This is a genomic window from Hymenobacter sp. AT01-02, from assembly GCF_000961955.2.
GTDB lineage: Bacteria > Bacteroidota > Bacteroidia > Cytophagales > Hymenobacteraceae > Hymenobacter > Hymenobacter mucosus.
Genome location: NZ_JZIR02000031.1, coordinates 1 through 16,595 on the forward strand (window position 1 = coordinate 1; position 16,595 = coordinate 16,595).

The following is a 16,595-nucleotide window of genomic DNA, read 5'->3' on the forward strand; positions in this document are numbered from 1 at the left end:
GCCTACGTTTCGTCCCTGCTGGTCTACCAGGCAATGGTATAACGCTAGGTGGAGCCGGAGCTACTACTATAAAAAAAGCCCTGCCAATGAAAGTGACAGTTTTATAGTAGTAGCTCCGGCTTTAGGACCCGATAAGGAATACGGCTGGCTGCTTATGAATCTCGGGCACGCCAGCTTTTTTCCAGCCAGCTATGGTATCGGTACGAACGTATTCTTGCGCGGCGGTAAGGCTGGCCGCAACACACAAGCGAGTACCAGGGTGAAGGGTAGCTAGTAAGTCTTCTAGCAGTTGCATGTTGCGGTAGGGAGTCTCAATGAAAAGCTGAGTTTGGTGCTGGGTAAGGGCCTGCTTTTCCAAGGCTTTGAGCGCCGCTGCGCGCTTACCCCGCTCAATGGGCAGGTAGCCATGGAAAGCAAAGCTTTGTCCGTTCATACCAGAAGCCATTAGAGCCAGTAGCAACGAAGAAGGACCTACCAGGGGCACCACACGGATACCAAGCTGGTGTGCTCGGCGGGCCAACTCAGCTCCTGGGTCGGCAATGCCGGGGCAGCCTGCTTCGGAAATTACCCCCGCATCTTGGCCATTTACCAGCGGCTGCAAGGCGGCCTGAATCTGTGCTTCCGTGCTGTCCTTGTCAATTACACTAATTCGTAGCTCTTCAATAACGTGATGAGGAGCCATGCTTTTAATAAAGCGCCGGGCCGTGCGCGCATTTTCTACTAGAAAGTACGACAGCTCCGCTATGCGCCCCGCTATTTGGGCAGGTAATACCTGAGCAGCCGTGTCATCGGCCAGGATGGTAGGAATTAGGTAAAGAGTGCCCGTTTTCACTTAGTAGCTGGAAAGAGAAGTGGAAGTATAGCGGCTTTTCGCACGCTTAGCTGGTAGCAAAAGCCTGTACCAACTCAAATACCTCATCGGGTTTTTCAGCGTGCAGCCAGTGACCAGCATCCACCACGGTTTCTACCTGGGAGTTGGGAAACAAGGCCGGAATATGATAAAGTTTGTCTTCCGGCTGAATGTAGTCGGACTTGCCCCCACGGAGAAACAAAGCGCGCTTCAGGAACGGCTGCGGGCTCGTAATTTCAGCGCCAATAGCCGACATATTTGCCGTCAGAGCCGGCAGGTTTTGTCGCCATGCAAAGGAATTGTCGTCTTGGCGGTAAAGATTCTTCAGCAAAAACTGACGTACGCCAACCTGAGGAATATGCTGGGCTAAGACTTCATCGGCTTGCTGGCGGCTTTCCAACGTTGCCAATGATACTGCGCTGAGGCCAGCTACGATGTCGTCCTGGTGCTCCATATCGGAGAAGCGAGGCGCAATATCTAATACTACTAAGCGGGCTAAACGCTCAGGGTGGTCGAGTGCAAAGCGCATGGCTGCCTTACCGCCCATGCTGTGCCCTAGCAAGGTGGTAGTAGCTGCATCAAGGTTTAGGTGGTCGAAAAGCGCCACCACGTCTTGGCTCATCGATTCGTAGGAGTGCTCGGGCGAATGGAAGGAGCGGCCATGGTTGCGCAAATCAACTAGGATGACGCGGTGCCCAGCATCAGCCACCGGCGGGCTAGAGTCTGCCAGTTGTCAGAATAGCCGAACAGGCCGTGGAGGATAACCAGGGGAGCACCTTGGCCCATTTCGCGGAAGTGAAGAAGCATAAGCCGAAAATCAAAAGTAAAGTGCTGCTAAGGTCGGAAGTCGGTCGCACATGCGCGCGACTGGGCCTTATACGCTGGCTGCCGGAAGGGAAACCGATACGGTGGTGCCCTTACCTGGCAAACTCACAATGTCTAGCACGCCGCCTTGGCGCTGGGCAAACACCCGGCACAGCAGCAGCCCCAGGCCTGTACCTGACCGCGGCCCTAATGAGGCCGCCTGCGGGCTGTTAGCCGTCAGGAGGCTGGCCACTTGTTCTGCCGGAATACCGTCGCCGGTGTCTTGTACACTTATTTGCACGTCTCCGGTAGGTAGCACTTGTCCCTGCAGATGGATGCGGCCTTCGCGGGGGGTAAAGTGCAACGCGTTGCTGAGAAAATTACGCAAGATGGTGCGCGTCATGTGAGGGTCAGCCCACACGGTCAGGTCGGGGGGGCAAGTTACGGCCAGCGTAACCTGCTTGGCTTCGGCGGAGGTAGCGTAGAGCGCCACGGCTTCCTCCAGTAGCTCGAGCAACAGAAGCCGCTCCGGACGAAAAGCCAGCTCCCCCGTCTGACTTACTGCCCAGTTCAGCAAGTTGTCTAGCAGACGGTTGAGATTTTGGGCTGATTGTCGCACCAAATCGGGTAGTCGGCGGAGGCCTTGCTCGTCACCGCGCTGTATGTAGAAATCTATCAGCTCCGTAACGCCCGAAAAGGACGTAACGGGCCCTCGTAAATCGTGCGCAACAATGGCGTATAATCGGTCTTTGGAAGCAGCAAGCTGGCGGAGCTCGTTGGTGGCTTCTTGCAGAGCAGCGTTATTAGCGGCCAATGCTGCCCTGCTGCGGCGGAGCTGGCCGTAGAGCAAGCCCATACCTCCCAGCCCTAACAGCAGCAGCCCTACGGCACCCCACAGCTCCCGATTTCGGTGTTGTGCCAAAATTCCGCGCTCCGTGAGAAGTCGAATCTGATTTTCTTTCTCTGCGGTTTCGTACCGGGTTTGCAGAGCCGTTAGTGTTTCCTGGCGCGACCGGCTATTGAGGCTGTCGTTGAGGTCCCGAAACATATTTTGCCACTGGTAGGCATCTTCGAAATCGCGCCGACTGGCGTTTATTTCGGCTAGCAGGCTATAGGCATCGAGCACCCGCTCTTTATAATTGATCTGGCGCGCGAGAAGCAAGGCCCTACGGGTCAGTTCTTCGGCCTCGCCTAACTCGTTTTTGAGCAGCAGCACCATGGCGAGCAGCTCCAAGTGGCTGGCCTCCACCCGGTACTTCTTTGCTGGCTCTACCAACATCAAGGCTTGGCGCAGCAACCCTTCGGACGTGTCCAGTTGGAGCAGCTGCATGTAGTAGGAGCCTAGGTCAGCCAAGTAGAGCGACTCCCCAGCCCGGTCGCCGGTACGCCGCGCGAGTTGCAAGGCGCGGCGAGTGTACAACAGGCCTTCTTCTCGGTGTTGCAAGTAGAAATACAGGTTGCCCAAATTGCCGAACAGCATAAGCTGGGTCCGTACACTCACATCGGGATGATACACTAGCTTAAGTGCACGCCGGTAGTTTAGCATGGCTGCGGCCGTATCGTTGCGCTCGTGGTAAACCCCGCCCATGCTCGTGTGGCTCCGCACTACGCCGTCCGTATCGTTGAGTCGCTGGGCCAACCTGAGTGCTTGCTGTTGGAGCTTAAGCGCCTGCGGTCCATCGGAAAGATTGGCGTAGCAACTGCCCAGGTACAGTAAGCTCCGCAAAAGTCCTGGTTGGTCGTTAAGGCGGCGGGCCAGCTTCATGGCCTGCTCGCCGTAGCCTATGGCTTGGGCAGGGGCGTAGTCATGTAGTTGGTAGCACAAGGTGGACAGCAGCCGCACCCGCGTTGTGTCGTCAGGCTGAGAAGCTAAGCGTTGGCGTAAGACAGCTACTTCTGGGTCTTCAACTACTTGCCCAAAGGAGGGGGTGACAACGAGCAGCAACCAGAAAAACAGAATGCGCCGTATCAAACCCTCCGTGTTATTAAATAGTACAGGGCAAATATAGAAAGCTCAAAACAACCCTTAACGGGCCAAAACCACGTTTTATCGAAAAACTGGCCGCTTGCACAAAGCACAACACTAGATGTACAATACTAGTATTTTCTGACGACTACGTGGGACGGAGTAAGTTGCTACGCAATACAAAACCATTTCTGTCGCCGTTCCATGGGCGTATTGCGCAGGAACTCGGCCACGGGGTCTAGCTTGGTTAGCAAAGAAGTAAGCGTAAGAACTTCCCCGGTGCGTAAGTGCAGCTTCATGTAGTCGTAGTGGCTCCAAAATAGCCGCTTCGATTCGCAGGTAACTCGCTCTACCCGCACTAAGTCGCTGCGGCTAAATGGTATCCGGACCCGACCTTCGTACACCTCCAATAAGTTTTTTTTGGGGTCAAAGACGAGGGTAGTATGCAGATTGCGCGCATAGTACTGGGAGTGCAGCAAAAAGGCCGGCAACGAAAACCCAAGCACTACGGCTGCCAGCGCCGTTAGCAGGACGAGCTCGAAGGCGGTGAGAGTGCCCACGTACAAGAAAGAGCCGAGAAATGGCAGTCCTACTCCCAGGCATAGCAGGGGCCAGAAAAGCAGCGCAAACTGCCGCAGAAATGTGGGCCGGTACACGCGGCTATTGCGAGCGAAAAAGCCCGTAATTACGCGTAGTCCAACAAACATGAGCGCAATAGCGGCCCCTGCTTCCAGCAGGGGCCGTAAAAATGGGAGCAGCTTCACTCGACCTACCGGACCAGAATCCAGGGTTCATCGGCTTGGTGCTCACGCAGGGTACCAAAGGGCGTGAGCGCTAAACCGTATTGCTCAAAAATAGCTTCTACTGTAGCCCGGCCGGCGGGGTCTACGCATACCAGCAGCCCACCCGATGTTTGCGGGTCGCAAAGCCAGGCGCGCTGCTCGTCAGTAAGGTTACTGATCTTATGGCCGTAGGAATCCCAGTTGCGCACGGTGCCGCCCGGAATCGACTTTTGGGCGTAGTATTCTGCGGCTTCTGGAATGCGAGGCACTTTGCTGAAATCAACTTCCGCGGTCAGATTGCTACCCTCGCATACTTCCGAAAGGTGACCCAACAAGCCAAAGCCCGTAACGTCCGTCATGGCGCGCACGGCGGCTACTTGTCCCAAGTCGTAGCCAATCTTGTTGAGCTGCATCATGCTCTGGGGCGCTAGTTGCTCATGCTCAAGTTGCAGAATGCCGCGCTTTTGAGCGGTGGTGAGCATGCCCACGCCCAGTGGCTTGGTCAGGAACAGTTCGCAACCGGCGGTAGCGGTATCGTTTTGCTTTAGGTTGCTGATCTCAAGCATACCCGTGACAGCCAACCCAAAAATTGGCTCGGGCGAGTCGATGCTGTGGCCCCCGGCTAGCGGAATGCCCGCCTCGGCGCAAATACTGCGGCTACCCTCAATAACCCGCCGAGCTACTTCCGGTGCCAGCTTATCAATAGGCCAGCCCAGTACCGCAATAGCCATCACGGGGCGGCCGCCCATGGCATACACGTCGCTGATGGCGTTGGCCGAGGCAATGCGCCCGAAGTCGTACGCATCATCTACAATGGGCATGAAGAAGTCGGTCGTACTAATTAGGGCTTGGCCGCCGCCGATATCGTACACCGCTGCATCATCACGGGAAGAGTTGCCGACCAGCAGCTTATCATCCTGGGGCTGTGGAATGCTGGTATGCAAGATTTGGTCGAGAACCTTGGGGGCAATTTTGCAGCCGCAGCCTGCACCGTGGCTGTATTGGGTCAGACGGACCTGGTCGGGGGTTTCGAAAGTAGATGGCATGGAGATGAGGCAGAGCGGTTAAATTAAAAATTCCAGGCGGCTTGTTGCAGCACTACCCGGTAGCCATCAGGGTCCTCAAAGGTGAGTCCCAGTTGATCCCAGTAAGGGTTGTAGGCTGGAACAGGCGAGTAGCCATGGGCCTGCATGCGGGCCGTGGCTGCTTGCCACTCGTGGCGGTCGGGGAAATACAACACAAGCAGGTGGTCGGCCGTTGGGGCTTTCCCTACTACGTGGCCCGGCTGGTGAGTGAATTCTAGGTGATAAGGTGACTGCGAATGTCCAAGAATAACTCCATCGAAGCCCTGATGCGCGACGAATGAGGTTAGTTCTGACAAACCTAAGCCTTCAGAATAAAACCGCACCACCGCGGCGAGCTGGTCGGTAGGGCGGGCCACGCGCAACTTAGGCACCATCTGCCAAGCTTGGGTTTGGGTTGAGCAAATCGGCCGCAGCTAGGGCCTGCTGAACAAGTACTGCATTCACTGCCGCGTCGCAAGTAGTGGACGGTACGTGAATGATGGGCCGTCCTTCCAGGCCATAGCTGTAGGTTTTGTCGTAGTAGTCGAGTACTAGGCTCACCATTTTTTCCATGTCGTCTTCGCCAATAGCCGCTAGTGCCTCCTTGGTGGCTAAGCCGCCCAGGCGCTTGCGAATTCGGAGGACAGCAGCGGCGAGGGCTGCCGGATCTTGCACCCCGTACTCCTCGGCCAGCTTGCGCACCCGCACTTCCCGCGGAATTTCTAGTACTACCAACGGAGCACGGCGCATTTGCTCAAACAAAGACGATGGTATATGGATGCTTCCTACCATGCGGCTTTCATCTTCTACCCAAACAGGCGAGGTAGTGGAAAGCTGGGCCAGCTGGGCGGCCAAATCATTTTCAAACTGTTCCTGAGTAGGTTGAGCGGGCTGTCCAATGCTGCCAAAAGCTGAGCCTTTGTGGTTAGCTAGGCCTTCTAGGTCAAGCACCGGCTGTTGGGTCGCTAATGCATGTAGCACGTCGGTTTTGCCGGAGCCAGTGAGGCCACCTAGCACTACCAAAGGGCGAGGCTTGACAAACTCTGCCAGGGCCCAATGACGGTAATCTTTGTAGCCCTTATCGAGCAAATGAACTTGGAAGCCTGCTAGCTCCAGCAGCCATAGCACGGCCCCGCTTCGCATTCCGCCCCGCCAGCAATGCACCCGTAGCTCTTTGTTGGGAGCCAGCTTTTGCGCTTGCCGTACCAGCTGGCTCATTTTTGGACCAAAGAAGTCCAGGCCAAGCAGCACGGCCTTGTCTTGGCTCATCTGCTTGTAGGTGGTGCCAATACGGGCGCGCTCCTCATCTGAAAACAGCGGAAAGCTCACCGCTCCCGGAATATGCCCCTGGGCAAACTCCACTGGAGCCCGCACGTCGAGGATAGGTAGGCTGGCGGAAGCTTGCAGAAAATCGGGGAGGGAAAGGCGAGGCACGGGCAGCAGTAGTAAAGGAATATGCGGAGAAAGGGCACCGAAGCGCCGTCAACCAAGCAGCAGAAAGGCCGGGCTAGTGTTATGACTGAGTGTCGGTTAGCTGCCTTCTGTACAACTGAATGGTATTTTCAAGACCTAAGTATAAGGCATCACAAATCAACGCGTGACCAATGCTAACCTCTGCCAGACCCGGCAGGTTCCGATGCAAGTAAGCTAGGTTATCGAGGTCGAGGTCGTGGCCAGCATTGAGCCCTAGGTTCAGTTCCTGAGCTAGTTCAGCTGCTTCCCGGTAGGGGCGGATGGCTTCTTCGGGGCTGGTGGGGTAGCGGCGGGCGTAGTCTTCCGTGTAGAACTCAATGCGGTCGGTGCCGGTAGTGGCGGCGGCGCGTACCATGTCCAGGTCAGGGTCGAGGAATATGCTCACCCGGCAGCCAATGGCTTTCAAGTCGGCTACTACTTGCTGAAGATAGGCCTGGTGCTGCACCGTATCCCAGCCAGCATTAGACGTAATAGCATCGGGAGCATCGGGCACTAGCGTTACTTGCTCGGGGCGTACTTCGCGTACCAAGTCCAAAAAGTCGGGGGTAGGGTTGCCCTCCACGTTCAGCTCCGTGGTTACTACGGCTTTCAGGTCGCGCACGTCTTGGTAGCGGATATGGCGCTCATCGGGGCGGGGGTGAACGGTAATGCCTTGGGCTCCAAATTGCTCACAGTCGCGGGCGGCCTGCAACAGGTTGGGGCGATTGTGGCCACGTGCGTTCCGCAGGGTGGCTATTTTATTTATGTTTACGCTAAGCTTCGTCATATCAAAGGCGGGCTAGGGGGTAGTACATGGTCAAAGATACGTACCCAAAAAGCCCACCTCATGTTCCGTTTACTTCCATGACACACGCTACTCCATTTCAGTACCGGCTAGCCGGTTGTTTTGGCCTTCTATTTCTTGGAGTGGTGGGCGTGGAAATACTGGTGGTGAACCGCCCCGATTTTAGCAGCCGGCCCATGCTGCCCGCTGCCGTCACCCTTGATTTGCTTCTGCTAGTACCTCTACTTTTTTACGGCTTGCTGGCGCGGCCTAACCGCTGGCCTCTTAATACAGTTGCGGCAGCATTTGGAGTTAGTGTAGCCGTTGCGTATTTCGTATTGCCCGCCGCACAGCACCACTATCTCTCCTGGACGCGCTACTGCGTAGCTGGTCTGGAAATAGTGTCTGTTGCAGTGGTTATCCGCCATCTGCGGCGGCTAGTGCGCGCTTTTCAACTGACCCGTGCTGTGGAAGATGGTTATGTAGAAAGCCTTACTGCTGCCTGCACGCAGGTACTTAAGCGGCCGCTTGCGGCCCTGGTGACCGAGGTAAGCATGCTATACTACGGGCTGCTAAGTTGGCGAGCCACGCCCGAGGTCCGCACTTCCGAGCAAGCTTTCAGCAGCCATCGGGAATCGGGCGTCGGAGCCTTACTAGGCACCGTGGCACTATTGTCGGTAGCCGAAATGGGTGCTGCGCACCTGTTGCTTCTGCGGTGGTGGCCCGCTGCCGCAGGCTGGGCACTACTGGTGCATGTATATGGCTTGCTGTTTTTGGTAGCGCACCTGCGCGCCATTCGGCTGCGACCTACGCTACTACAACCGAAGCAGCAGGTAGTAGTGCGAGCAAGTTTCCTGTGGTCAGTGCGAATTCCGGTAGCGCTACTAACGGACGCTCATCTGGTGACGGACGCCCCAACGCCTGCCCCTGATTTGCTTAATATGGGGCGGATGTTGCTTACGCCTCCCAACCTACTGCTCACGTGCTCTGAGCCAGTTATGGCTACGGGTCCCTATGGTATGCGTCGAACTGTGCGGCGTGTTAGTTGTTATCTAGACCAGCCAACTGCTTTTCTGGCCGCGTTGGCGGTGGGTACTTCCGTACCGCCAAACACACCCACTGGTTCGGGTGTCGGGAATAACCCGTAATCTTGCACCTTCATATTCCCCCGCATTATGGCATTAAAAGAAACCATCGACGCTGATATCAAGAAGGCCATGCTGGCCAAGGATAAGGTACGTCTTACAGCTCTGCGCAGCATTAAATCCCAGATTCTACTGGCTGAAACCGCCGAGGGCCAGCATGGTGCTGCGCTGACTGCCGACGCTGAGATGAAGCTGCTCACTAAGGCAGCCAAGCAACGTCGCGAGGCCGCCGAAACCTACCAGAAGCAGTTCCGCTCCGATTTGGAGGAGGTCGAGTTGGCCGAACTGGCTATTATTGAAGAGTATCTGCCCCAACAGCTTTCAGAAGCCGATCTGGTAGAAAAAATTGTGGGCATTATCCAGCGCGTAGGTGCTACTGGCCCTTCTGACCTAGGAAAAGTGATGGGCGTAGCCGCCCGGGAATTATCGGGCCAAGCCGATGGCCGCGTTATCTCCCATGTGGTTAGCAACTTGCTGAATAATACCAACGTGTAACAAGTGAGGGCGGAAGCTTGCCAGACAGATGAGGCGCGGTGCATACTACGCCACTAATCCGAAAAGCTTCTGCTAGTCACTATCCTTGCGCCATCACATGTCCGGCTTCGATGTCCTGCTGCTACTGCCTTTAGGTATTGGTGCCATAAAGGGGTACCGCCGGGGGCTGGTGCTAGAAGTAGCGTCCTTGGTAGCCTTTGTGCTAGGAGTAGTAGGCGGCTTAGCCCTGCTAAGTGATGCCATTCCGCTGGTGCGCGACTACGTAGGCGAAGCTTCGGACTGTTACCGTTCCTGTCGTTTGCACTCGTGTTTGCGGCCATTGTGTGGGGTATTCACCTGCTGAGCGGCTTTCTAAAAACAGCCATTCACCTGACTCCGCTTGGCTTGCTGGATAGCCTGGGCGGTGCAGCCAGTGGTATGCTCAAATGGGTGCTTGGCATGAGCCTACTACTGCATGGGATTGGCTTAGCTGGCCTCAACCTGCTCGCTCCCCAAGTAGTGGCCGAGTCGCAGGTGTTGCCGTGGGTGCAGCAGGCTACTCCGCTGGCTCTTGATGTGGTAGGGGTGGTGCTTCCCGTAGCAAGTACCTTGCTTGAGCGGCTGCGGAGCGTGTTTTAACCAATACACAGTAAGCGGGTCCCGCTGTGCTTTCTGCTTCCCAACCGTATCATCTAGGCTATGCGTTTGCTACTACTCGATAACTTCGACTCTTTTACCTACAACCTGCTCGATTATCTTCAGCAGTTGGGGTGTGAGGTTGAGGTACGCCGTAATAACGTACCGCTAGCCGAGATAGAGGGGCTGCGTTTCGACGGCATCGTGCTGTCGCCGGGTCCAGGGACCCCACGCGGAGCCGGCAACATGCTGGCCATAATTGAGCGTTGGCACCAGCAGGTACCCATGCTGGGCGTTTGCTTAGGCCATCAGGCATTGGGCGAGTTCTTTGGTGCCCCACTTGAACGCGGAGCCAAACCTATGCATGGTAAGGTGTCTGACATAGATTGGGTAGAAGCCGACAAGCTTGCCGATGGCTTGCCCGCCCGCATGCCCGTTACGCGCTACCATTCGCTTATACTAGGTGCGCTGCCTCCCTCGTTGGAGGCGTTGGCGTATACTACTGACATGCCGCGGGAACTGATGGCCATGCGCCACCGAGAACTGCCCCTGTATGGGGTGCAGTTTCATCCCGAAGCACTTCTGACATCCTACGGCCTGGCTTTGCTAGGCAATTGGGTCAAGAATTGTATCATTGTACAGACTAATCCGGCTTTTGCCGGCCGCGTCTACCCCTGAAAAAATGGAGCTGCAGATAAAGGAAAAACATGGATTCCAGTACGTGGATGAAGGCACCGGCGAGGTGTTACTGCTTCTGCATGGCCTGTTTGGTGCGCTCAGCAACTGGCAGGATGTCGTAAGAGAATTTAGCACTAGCTACCGGGTAATCATTCCCATCCTGCCCATCTACGACATGCCGCTGACCAAGGCTGGCGTACCGGGCCTAGTGCGGTTCGTGGAAGATTTCCTCGCCGAACTAGGATTGACAGAGTCGTGTACTGTGTTAGGAAATTCGTTGGGTGGGCACATTGCCCTCGTGTATACTTTGCATAACCCTACGCGGGTGAACCGGCTGGTACTCACGGGAAGTAGCGGGCTGTTTGAAGACGGCATGGGCGGGTCGTTCCCCAAGCGCGGCAACTATGCTTATGTGCAGGAACGAGTAGCCTACACTTTCTACGACCCAGCCGTAGCTACCCGCGAGTTGGTGGATGAGGTGTTTACCGTCACCAACTCCAATGCGAAATGTCTGCGTATCATTAGCATAGCTCGCTCGGCCCAGCGGCATAATCTCTCTAAGGAATTGCAGGCTATTCAGGTGCCTACTTTACTGGTGTGGGGCCTGAACGACACCATCACTCCTCCAGTGGTAGCCCATGAGTTCAACCGACTTATTCCAGGCTCCGAACTTCGATTCCTAGATCATTGTTGCCACGCTCCCATGATGGAGCGTCCGCTGGAATTCAATGAGCTATTGCAGCAATTTCTACACCGCACGGCGGTGGCGGCTGGCGCTACTCAGTAAGAAAGTTTAAACCAACAACTCGCTAAGAGGGTGCAACCATCGGTTGTACTCATTGACTCTTTTTGATCTATTGCAGAGAGGAAGTTGCCCGCCGAAAACCTTCTTTTGGTCTTGACGCTTATATTGCTTCTGTACCTACTGCTTCTCCACTCCGCTACCTTCTACCACTGATGCATTCAATGATTGCCGAAGATTTGCTGAACCAGATGATTCCGCCTCTCAAGGTGACGGACTCGACGGAAAAGGCTGCCCGGTGGCTGGAAGAGTTCCACGTGGGCCAACTTCCCGTAGTGGACGACCGCCAATACCGCGGCCTCATTACGGAAGCCGATATTATCGACCAGGATACGCCAGACACCTTGCTGTCGGCTCTTACCCTGGGTTTCGCGGACGTACACGTGCAGCGCAGCCAGCACTTCTACAACATTATTGAGGTGGCTGTGCAAAACAACGTGCAGCTAGTGCCAGTGCTGGATGATCAGCAGGAGTACTTAGGGGTAGTAACCATCAGCGACACCCTAGCTGCCTTCGGTAAAGTACCAGTGGCAACGGGTCAGCAGGGCATTATTGTCCTGTCTATGGAAGAACGCGACTACTCGTTAACTCAGATTAGTCGGTACGTAGAAGAGAACAATGCTAAAATCATGAGTGCCCATGTGGCCCAAGATGAGCATGATCCGTACCGTATCCGGTTGACCCTGAAGCTAAACACGCCCAGCATCACACGCATTATTGCTACCCTAGAGCGCTTCGGCTATTCTATAACGGGGCAGTTCAGTGGTACGGCTGAGGTGAGTGAGGATGAGCAGGAGCGCTTTAATGCTTTGCTACGCTACCTCAGCTTCTAATTATAGCGCCCTTGGCATATTGCCTAGTATAGGGTAAGCGCACCGCTGCTACGAAAGGCTTTTATCTCTCTACTACTCTCGTCCTCATATCAAGTGCTAGCTTGTCTGCTAACGATGCTGCTGAGCTGGTATCCTTTGTCGTCGCGGGCTGGTGTTGCCCCGCCCGATTCGTTGCGCCGAGCTACTACTGACAGTCTGATTCAAGTTCAGTGCCCGGAGTACACCGCGCTACGAGTAGGAACCATTCTGTTTGTGGGCAATAAAGTGACGAAAGAGCAGGTATTGCGAGCAGAACTAGACTTCCATGAGGGAGATACGCTAGCAGCGGCGTCGTTAGGGAAACGCTTAGAAGCCAACCGCCGCCGCATATTTAACCTGCAGCTTTTTCATCAAGTATTGGTGCAGGCAGTATGCCGAAACGGGGAGTTGAGCATCCTGTATAGTATGCAGGAGCGCTGGTATACATTTCCGATACCCATATTCTCTCTGGCTGACCGTAACTATCGTTCTTGGCTCGACCGCTCCGACCGGTGGCGACGAATAGATTATGGCGTGCACGTAGTACGCCGCAACTTTCGAGGCCGGAATGAGCAAGTGCTAGCGAATGTTCAGCTGGGCTTCAATAGAAAGTACGAACTGTTTTACGAAGCGCCCGGCTACGGCCGCCGCCGGCGTATTGGGGTAGGAGTAGGGGCCTCGTTCTACCAAAGCCATGCCTTAGACTACCAAACGCTTGACAATCGGTTAGTCAATTTTCGCCAGGATGTAGGGTTTCCTATTCAGCGTCTGTACACCACAGCAGGTATCCGCTGGCGTCGTACGGTACAGCACCGCACTGCCTTCGACGTATCATACCACCGAGAACAAATATCTGATTCAGTACACCGCCGCAACCCAACCTACTACCTAGGCGGACCCAAGCGCGAGTACCTAGAATTCAGCCTAAGCAGCATTCTTAATCAGCGCAACACCTTTGCCTACCCACTCATAGGGCGATACGCCGAGGTTGGCATTGCCTATCGTTCATTCCTGACGAATGGAAGCCCCAGCATTGTTACCCTGCGGGCGCGTTATGCCCGCTATGCTGCCCTTGGAGGCTCCTTTTACTATAGCATGGGTATAACAGGGCAGGCTCGGTTGGGGCGCCGCATCGGATACGCTGATAACCGGGCTTTAGGATATGATAGGCTGGTTAGAGGATATGATGCCTATGTAATTGATGGGCGCCATTATGCGCTAGTACAACAAGGGGTATCCTACAGGCTCTTCGATGCGGGCAGATTCCGTTTGCATGGGATAAGCAACCCTAAAATCAATAGTATCCCGCTAGTGCTGTATTTAAATACCTTTGTTGACGCAGGATACGTACGGAACCCTGCGGCTACTATGGGTAATACGCTACCTAACCGGCCACTTGCAGCTCTTGGGCTAGGCTTGCACGTGGTAACCTACTACGACTGGGTATTTACCGTAGAAGCAGCTCGCAACGTTGAAGGGCAGAACGGCCTCTTCTTCCGCACCGATTTTCCGATCTGACCTGTTCTGGACTAGGCTCAGGGATACAGTCTTATTATGAAAATAGCCATTTTGGGCAAGCCTTTCGATGAAGCGCTTGCCCCCTTCTTGCAGCAGCTTATCGATGACTTGGTGCAGCGGCAGACGGAAGTTCTCATTGTGGAGTCATTCCATACCTACTTAGATCAGCACATCACGCTACCTGGCAACATTGCGACTTTTCGGCGTGGCGACTCGCTTGAGGACGTGAAATTTGTATTAAGTATCGGGGGTGATGGTACTTTGCTCGATACCGTTACCTACGTTGGTAGCCTGCAAATTCCCATTCTTGGTATCAATACTGGACGATTAGGATTTTTAGCTACTATTGCGCCCGATAAAATAGCCCCGGCCATTGATGCTCTGTTCAAAGGACATTTCGTACTAGAAGACAGAAGCCTTATCCGAGTAGATACTGACCCTGATTCTTTCGGTGCTATCAACTTCGGGCTCAATGAGTTCAGTATTCTGAAGCGAGATACTTCGTCCATGATTGTCGTTCACACGTACATCGACGGCGAATACTTAAACTCCTACTGGGCGGATGGCCTGATTGTGTCTACCCCTACAGGCTCAACCGGGTATTCACTGAGTTGTGGCGGGCCCGTAATGTTGCCGCAAACAAACAATTTCATTATTGCTCCCGTATGCCCCCACAATCTGAACGTACGGCCCCTGATCGTTTCCGATAAAAGTGTTATTTCTTTCGAAATAGAAGGGCGTAGCAATAATTTTTTGCTCTCCCTTGATTCTCGATCTGTAACCGTGGAGGCAAACGTTCAAATTGCCGTTCGCCGAGAAAATTTCAATGCCCGTCTGGTGAAACTTAACCACGTCAACTTCCTGAGTACCTTGCGCAGTAAGTTGAATTGGGGGCTAGATCGGAGGAACCCTGCTGGAATACCTATTTGATAATATAGATTTTCAACTAAATGTTTTTTTAGTTCCCCTCAACCTCTACTTTTGTTACTGACTGCGACTATGCCCGCACGATTTTTGCACTGCAACTCCTTCGATATTCCTAACTCTCGCTCGATATGAAGCAACTCTTCACTTACACTTTGGCCACGCTACTGGTCCTCGCGCTGGTAGCGACGGAGGCGAGTGCTCAACAATTTAGCAAGCGTAAGCAGTATAACTCCGTTGGTGTTAGCCTGAACGCAATGAACTACTTCGGTGATATCACGCCGAAACCTAGCATCCCTAGCCTACGTGTTGGCGCTAGCCGCCCCAACTTGGGCCTGTCGTTCACCCGCCGCTTTACTCCCCGTATTTCGGCCCGTGCTGCTCTTGCATACGGCCGCATTACCGGTGATGACTCGAAAGCTGCAGATCAGAATGATCCAGAATACAAGTTCCGTTACAACCGGAACATGAACTTCCGCAACGATATCCTCGAGTTGTCGGCAGTGGGTATGTTCGACCTTATCGAAAACCGTAACAACTATATCCGTCGTCCTGACTTCGTGCCGTACTTGTTCGGTGGTGTGGGTGTAATTCACCACAACCCTAAAGGCTTGGTAGGCGCAAACAGCAACGGTGTTAGCGAAGGTTCTTACATTGCACTGCAGTCGCTCCGGACGGAAGGCCAATCGGAAGCCTACAGCCTAACGCAAATTGTAATTCCTTTTGGTGCTGGTGCACGCTACAAGCTCAATCGTTCGTTTGATGTAGGCATCGAGTTGGGTTTCCGTAAAACCTTTACGGATTACTTGGACGATGTTAGCGGCAATTATGTAGCTAACGCCAACGTTCTACCCGAAGGTGCTTCTCGCTACTTTGGCTGGGACATCACGCGTGAACTTGCTGGAACGTACAACAAGTCTAACCAAGGTGGTGAAGTACGTGGTCATAGCTCGGAAAAAGACTGGTACACAACCCTAGGTGTTTCTGTAAACTACATCCTGCCCACGCGAGTGGCAACCCCCAAATTCCGATAGCCAGCAGCAACTGGCTGTCTAATTCAACAAACAGCTAGCCTGATGACGAATTCGAATCTCCTTAAAACACTCCTTGTTTGCCTTGGGCAAGCGGGGAGTGTTTTTTTTGTACACTCTCTTGCTGCTCAGACTACCAGTGAAGTAGGAGTAGGGATAGGTGGATTAAATTACAAGGGAGAACTGTCCCCTCACTATCAGTTCAAGAATAACCGGCCTGCCCTTACCGCATTCTACCGCAAAGATATATCAGGCCCTATTACCCTACGTGGAGGGCTTATGGGTGGACTACTGCGGGCGGATGATGGGAACGTCAAGGATATAAATGGTACTACCCCGCCTTTGTCAACTTACCGGCAGGCTAATATGAAGGGTAGTTTGTTGGAGTTGTCGGGAGCTATGGAATATAACTTATTCGACTACCACAACAGAAAAGATAAGGTCCACTTCACTCCTTATGTATTTGTTGGTTTGGCAGGCTTCTTCGCCAATACACAAACAAGAAGTGCTACCAATCCCCAACTAGACCGAAAGGAGTCAGTCTTGAGCTTAGCTATTCCGGCCGGTGTAGGTATTAAGTACGCGGTATCTACCCATTGGAATTTAGGAGTAGAAGCTGGTGCACGTAAAACGTTTACTGATGACCTTGACCATATAGATGGGAAAAGCCGGGGACAAACTGATCTTTTGGGAAATAGGCATGACCAGGATTGGTATTTCTATAATGGCATAAGCGTATCGTATACGTTTTACAAGATTGTGTGCCCAGATAACACAAAGCCTAGTAAGAAGTAGTATTATCTACACCACAGCGCAGATTGCAAGGGGGACTCC

At 53.9% G+C, this 16,595-nt stretch carries 20 protein-coding genes; 11 read left to right on the top strand and 9 right to left on the bottom strand.

Going from position 1 to position 16,595, the window contains the following annotated elements; all coding sequences use genetic code 11:
* Nucleotides 1-121: 121 nt before the first annotated feature.
* The 9 genes from VI25_RS12415 to VI25_RS12450 all read right to left on the bottom strand — a co-directional run bounded on the left by VI25_RS12415 (nucleotide 122) and on the right by VI25_RS12450 (nucleotide 7,705).
* The gene (locus VI25_RS12415; protein ID WP_045687665.1) at nucleotides 122-832 is read right to left on the bottom strand and encodes an SAM-dependent methyltransferase; all 711 of its coding nucleotides are present in this window, start codon (nucleotides 830-832) and stop codon (nucleotides 122-124) included.
* Between the two features lie 46 nt (nucleotides 833-878).
* Nucleotides 879-1,559, bottom strand: a complete 681-nt coding sequence (locus VI25_RS12420) for an alpha/beta fold hydrolase (protein ID WP_236705036.1) — start codon at nucleotides 1,557-1,559, stop codon at nucleotides 879-881.
* Complete coding sequence (locus VI25_RS27790; protein ID WP_262489950.1) at nucleotides 1,529-1,657, bottom strand: hypothetical protein; 129 nt, start codon at nucleotides 1,655-1,657, stop codon at nucleotides 1,529-1,531. Before VI25_RS27790 ends, VI25_RS12420 begins: the two co-directional genes overlap by 31 nt.
* A 67-nt stretch (nucleotides 1,658-1,724) precedes the next feature.
* Nucleotides 1,725-3,626 (bottom strand): ATP-binding protein, encoded by a 1,902-nt coding sequence (locus VI25_RS12425; protein ID WP_052695045.1) that lies wholly within the window; start codon nucleotides 3,624-3,626, stop codon nucleotides 1,725-1,727.
* A gap of 164 nt (nucleotides 3,627-3,790) precedes the next feature.
* Complete coding sequence (locus VI25_RS12430; protein ID WP_045687666.1) at nucleotides 3,791-4,384, bottom strand: hypothetical protein; 594 nt, start codon at nucleotides 4,382-4,384, stop codon at nucleotides 3,791-3,793.
* Nucleotides 4,385-4,389: 5 nt separating this feature from the next.
* Entirely contained in the window at nucleotides 4,390-5,448 is a 1,059-nt protein-coding gene (gene selD / locus VI25_RS12435; RefSeq protein WP_045687667.1) for a selenide, water dikinase SelD, read from the bottom strand.
* A 23-nt stretch (nucleotides 5,449-5,471) separates the two neighbouring features.
* Nucleotides 5,472-5,861, bottom strand: coding sequence for a VOC family protein (locus VI25_RS12440; protein ID WP_045687668.1), 390 nt, complete (start codon nucleotides 5,859-5,861; stop codon nucleotides 5,472-5,474).
* Nucleotides 5,851-6,900, bottom strand: coding sequence for a tRNA 2-selenouridine(34) synthase MnmH (mnmH, locus tag VI25_RS12445; RefSeq protein ID WP_045687669.1), 1,050 nt, complete (start codon nucleotides 6,898-6,900; stop codon nucleotides 5,851-5,853). Before mnmH ends, VI25_RS12440 begins: the two co-directional genes overlap by 11 nt.
* Before the next feature lie 79 nt (nucleotides 6,901-6,979).
* Nucleotides 6,980-7,705, bottom strand: a complete 726-nt coding sequence (locus tag VI25_RS12450; RefSeq protein ID WP_045687670.1) for a pyridoxine 5'-phosphate synthase — start codon at nucleotides 7,703-7,705, stop codon at nucleotides 6,980-6,982.
* Nucleotides 7,706-7,782: 77 nt separating this feature from the next.
* On the opposite strand from VI25_RS12450, the gene VI25_RS12455 reads away from it, so the two are divergent.
* From VI25_RS12455 to VI25_RS12505, 11 genes are all read left to right on the top strand, one after another.
* Nucleotides 7,783-8,850, top strand: coding sequence for a hypothetical protein (locus tag VI25_RS12455; protein WP_045687671.1), 1,068 nt, complete (start codon nucleotides 7,783-7,785; stop codon nucleotides 8,848-8,850).
* Nucleotides 8,851-8,877: 27 nt separating this feature from the next.
* The gene (locus tag VI25_RS12460; RefSeq protein ID WP_045687672.1) at nucleotides 8,878-9,342 is read left to right on the top strand and encodes a GatB/YqeY domain-containing protein; all 465 of its coding nucleotides are present in this window, start codon (nucleotides 8,878-8,880) and stop codon (nucleotides 9,340-9,342) included.
* A 97-nt stretch (nucleotides 9,343-9,439) separates the two neighbouring features.
* Nucleotides 9,440-9,685: a CvpA family protein gene (locus tag VI25_RS27795; RefSeq protein WP_055562537.1), complete on the top strand. Its 246-nt coding sequence runs from the start codon at nucleotides 9,440-9,442 to the stop codon at nucleotides 9,683-9,685.
* The gene (locus VI25_RS27800; protein ID WP_055562538.1) at nucleotides 9,649-9,960 is read left to right on the top strand and encodes a CvpA family protein; all 312 of its coding nucleotides are present in this window, start codon (nucleotides 9,649-9,651) and stop codon (nucleotides 9,958-9,960) included. Before VI25_RS27795 ends, VI25_RS27800 begins: the two co-directional genes overlap by 37 nt.
* 60 nt (nucleotides 9,961-10,020) lie before the next feature.
* Entirely contained in the window at nucleotides 10,021-10,635 is a 615-nt protein-coding gene (locus tag VI25_RS12475) for an anthranilate synthase component II (RefSeq protein ID WP_055562539.1), read from the top strand.
* A gap of 4 nt (nucleotides 10,636-10,639) precedes the next feature.
* Complete coding sequence (locus tag VI25_RS12480) at nucleotides 10,640-11,422, top strand: alpha/beta fold hydrolase (protein ID WP_045689836.1); 783 nt, start codon at nucleotides 10,640-10,642, stop codon at nucleotides 11,420-11,422.
* Between the two features lie 170 nt (nucleotides 11,423-11,592).
* Nucleotides 11,593-12,270: a CBS domain-containing protein gene (locus tag VI25_RS12485; RefSeq protein ID WP_052695450.1), complete on the top strand. Its 678-nt coding sequence runs from the start codon at nucleotides 11,593-11,595 to the stop codon at nucleotides 12,268-12,270.
* Between the two features lie 93 nt (nucleotides 12,271-12,363).
* Nucleotides 12,364-13,806, top strand: a complete 1,443-nt coding sequence (locus tag VI25_RS12490; protein ID WP_152981600.1) for a BamA/TamA family outer membrane protein — start codon at nucleotides 12,364-12,366, stop codon at nucleotides 13,804-13,806.
* A gap of 36 nt (nucleotides 13,807-13,842) precedes the next feature.
* On the top strand, nucleotides 13,843-14,736 hold the full coding sequence (locus VI25_RS12495) for an NAD kinase (protein ID WP_045689838.1): 894 nt from the start codon (nucleotides 13,843-13,845) through the stop codon (nucleotides 14,734-14,736).
* Between the two features lie 125 nt (nucleotides 14,737-14,861).
* Nucleotides 14,862-15,764 (top strand): DUF6089 family protein, encoded by a 903-nt coding sequence (locus VI25_RS26885; protein WP_045689839.1) that lies wholly within the window; start codon nucleotides 14,862-14,864, stop codon nucleotides 15,762-15,764.
* A gap of 42 nt (nucleotides 15,765-15,806) precedes the next feature.
* Nucleotides 15,807-16,556, top strand: a complete 750-nt coding sequence (locus tag VI25_RS12505) for a DUF6089 family protein (RefSeq protein ID WP_045689840.1) — start codon at nucleotides 15,807-15,809, stop codon at nucleotides 16,554-16,556.
* The last annotated feature ends 39 nt before the right edge of the window (nucleotides 16,557-16,595 follow it).

Bases quoted from the DNA above. Each gene is read 5' to 3' on its own strand.
- selD (WP_045687667.1), bottom strand. From the start codon at position 5,448: ATGCCATCTACTTTCGAAACCCCCGACCAGGTCCGTCTGACCCAATAC.
- VI25_RS27795 (WP_055562537.1), top strand. From the start codon at position 9,440: ATGTCCGGCTTCGATGTCCTGCTGCTACTGCCTTTAGGTATTGGTGCC.
- VI25_RS12475 (WP_055562539.1), top strand. From the start codon at position 10,021: ATGCGTTTGCTACTACTCGATAACTTCGACTCTTTTACCTACAACCTG.
- VI25_RS12480 (WP_045689836.1), top strand. From the start codon at position 10,640: ATGGAGCTGCAGATAAAGGAAAAACATGGATTCCAGTACGTGGATGAA.
- VI25_RS12495 (WP_045689838.1), top strand. From the start codon at position 13,843: ATGAAAATAGCCATTTTGGGCAAGCCTTTCGATGAAGCGCTTGCCCCC.
- VI25_RS12485 (WP_052695450.1), top strand. From the start codon at position 11,593: ATGCATTCAATGATTGCCGAAGATTTGCTGAACCAGATGATTCCGCCT.
- VI25_RS26885 (WP_045689839.1), top strand. From the start codon at position 14,862: ATGAAGCAACTCTTCACTTACACTTTGGCCACGCTACTGGTCCTCGCG.
- VI25_RS12505 (WP_045689840.1), top strand. From the start codon at position 15,807: ATGACGAATTCGAATCTCCTTAAAACACTCCTTGTTTGCCTTGGGCAA.
- VI25_RS12450 (WP_045687670.1), bottom strand. From the start codon at position 7,705: ATGACGAAGCTTAGCGTAAACATAAATAAAATAGCCACCCTGCGGAAC.
- VI25_RS12455 (WP_045687671.1), top strand. From the start codon at position 7,783: ATGACACACGCTACTCCATTTCAGTACCGGCTAGCCGGTTGTTTTGGC.
- VI25_RS12440 (WP_045687668.1), bottom strand. From the start codon at position 5,861: ATGGTGCCTAAGTTGCGCGTGGCCCGCCCTACCGACCAGCTCGCCGCG.
- VI25_RS27790 (WP_262489950.1), bottom strand. From the start codon at position 1,657: ATGCTTCTTCACTTCCGCGAAATGGGCCAAGGTGCTCCCCTGGTTATC.
- VI25_RS12460 (WP_045687672.1), top strand. From the start codon at position 8,878: ATGGCATTAAAAGAAACCATCGACGCTGATATCAAGAAGGCCATGCTG.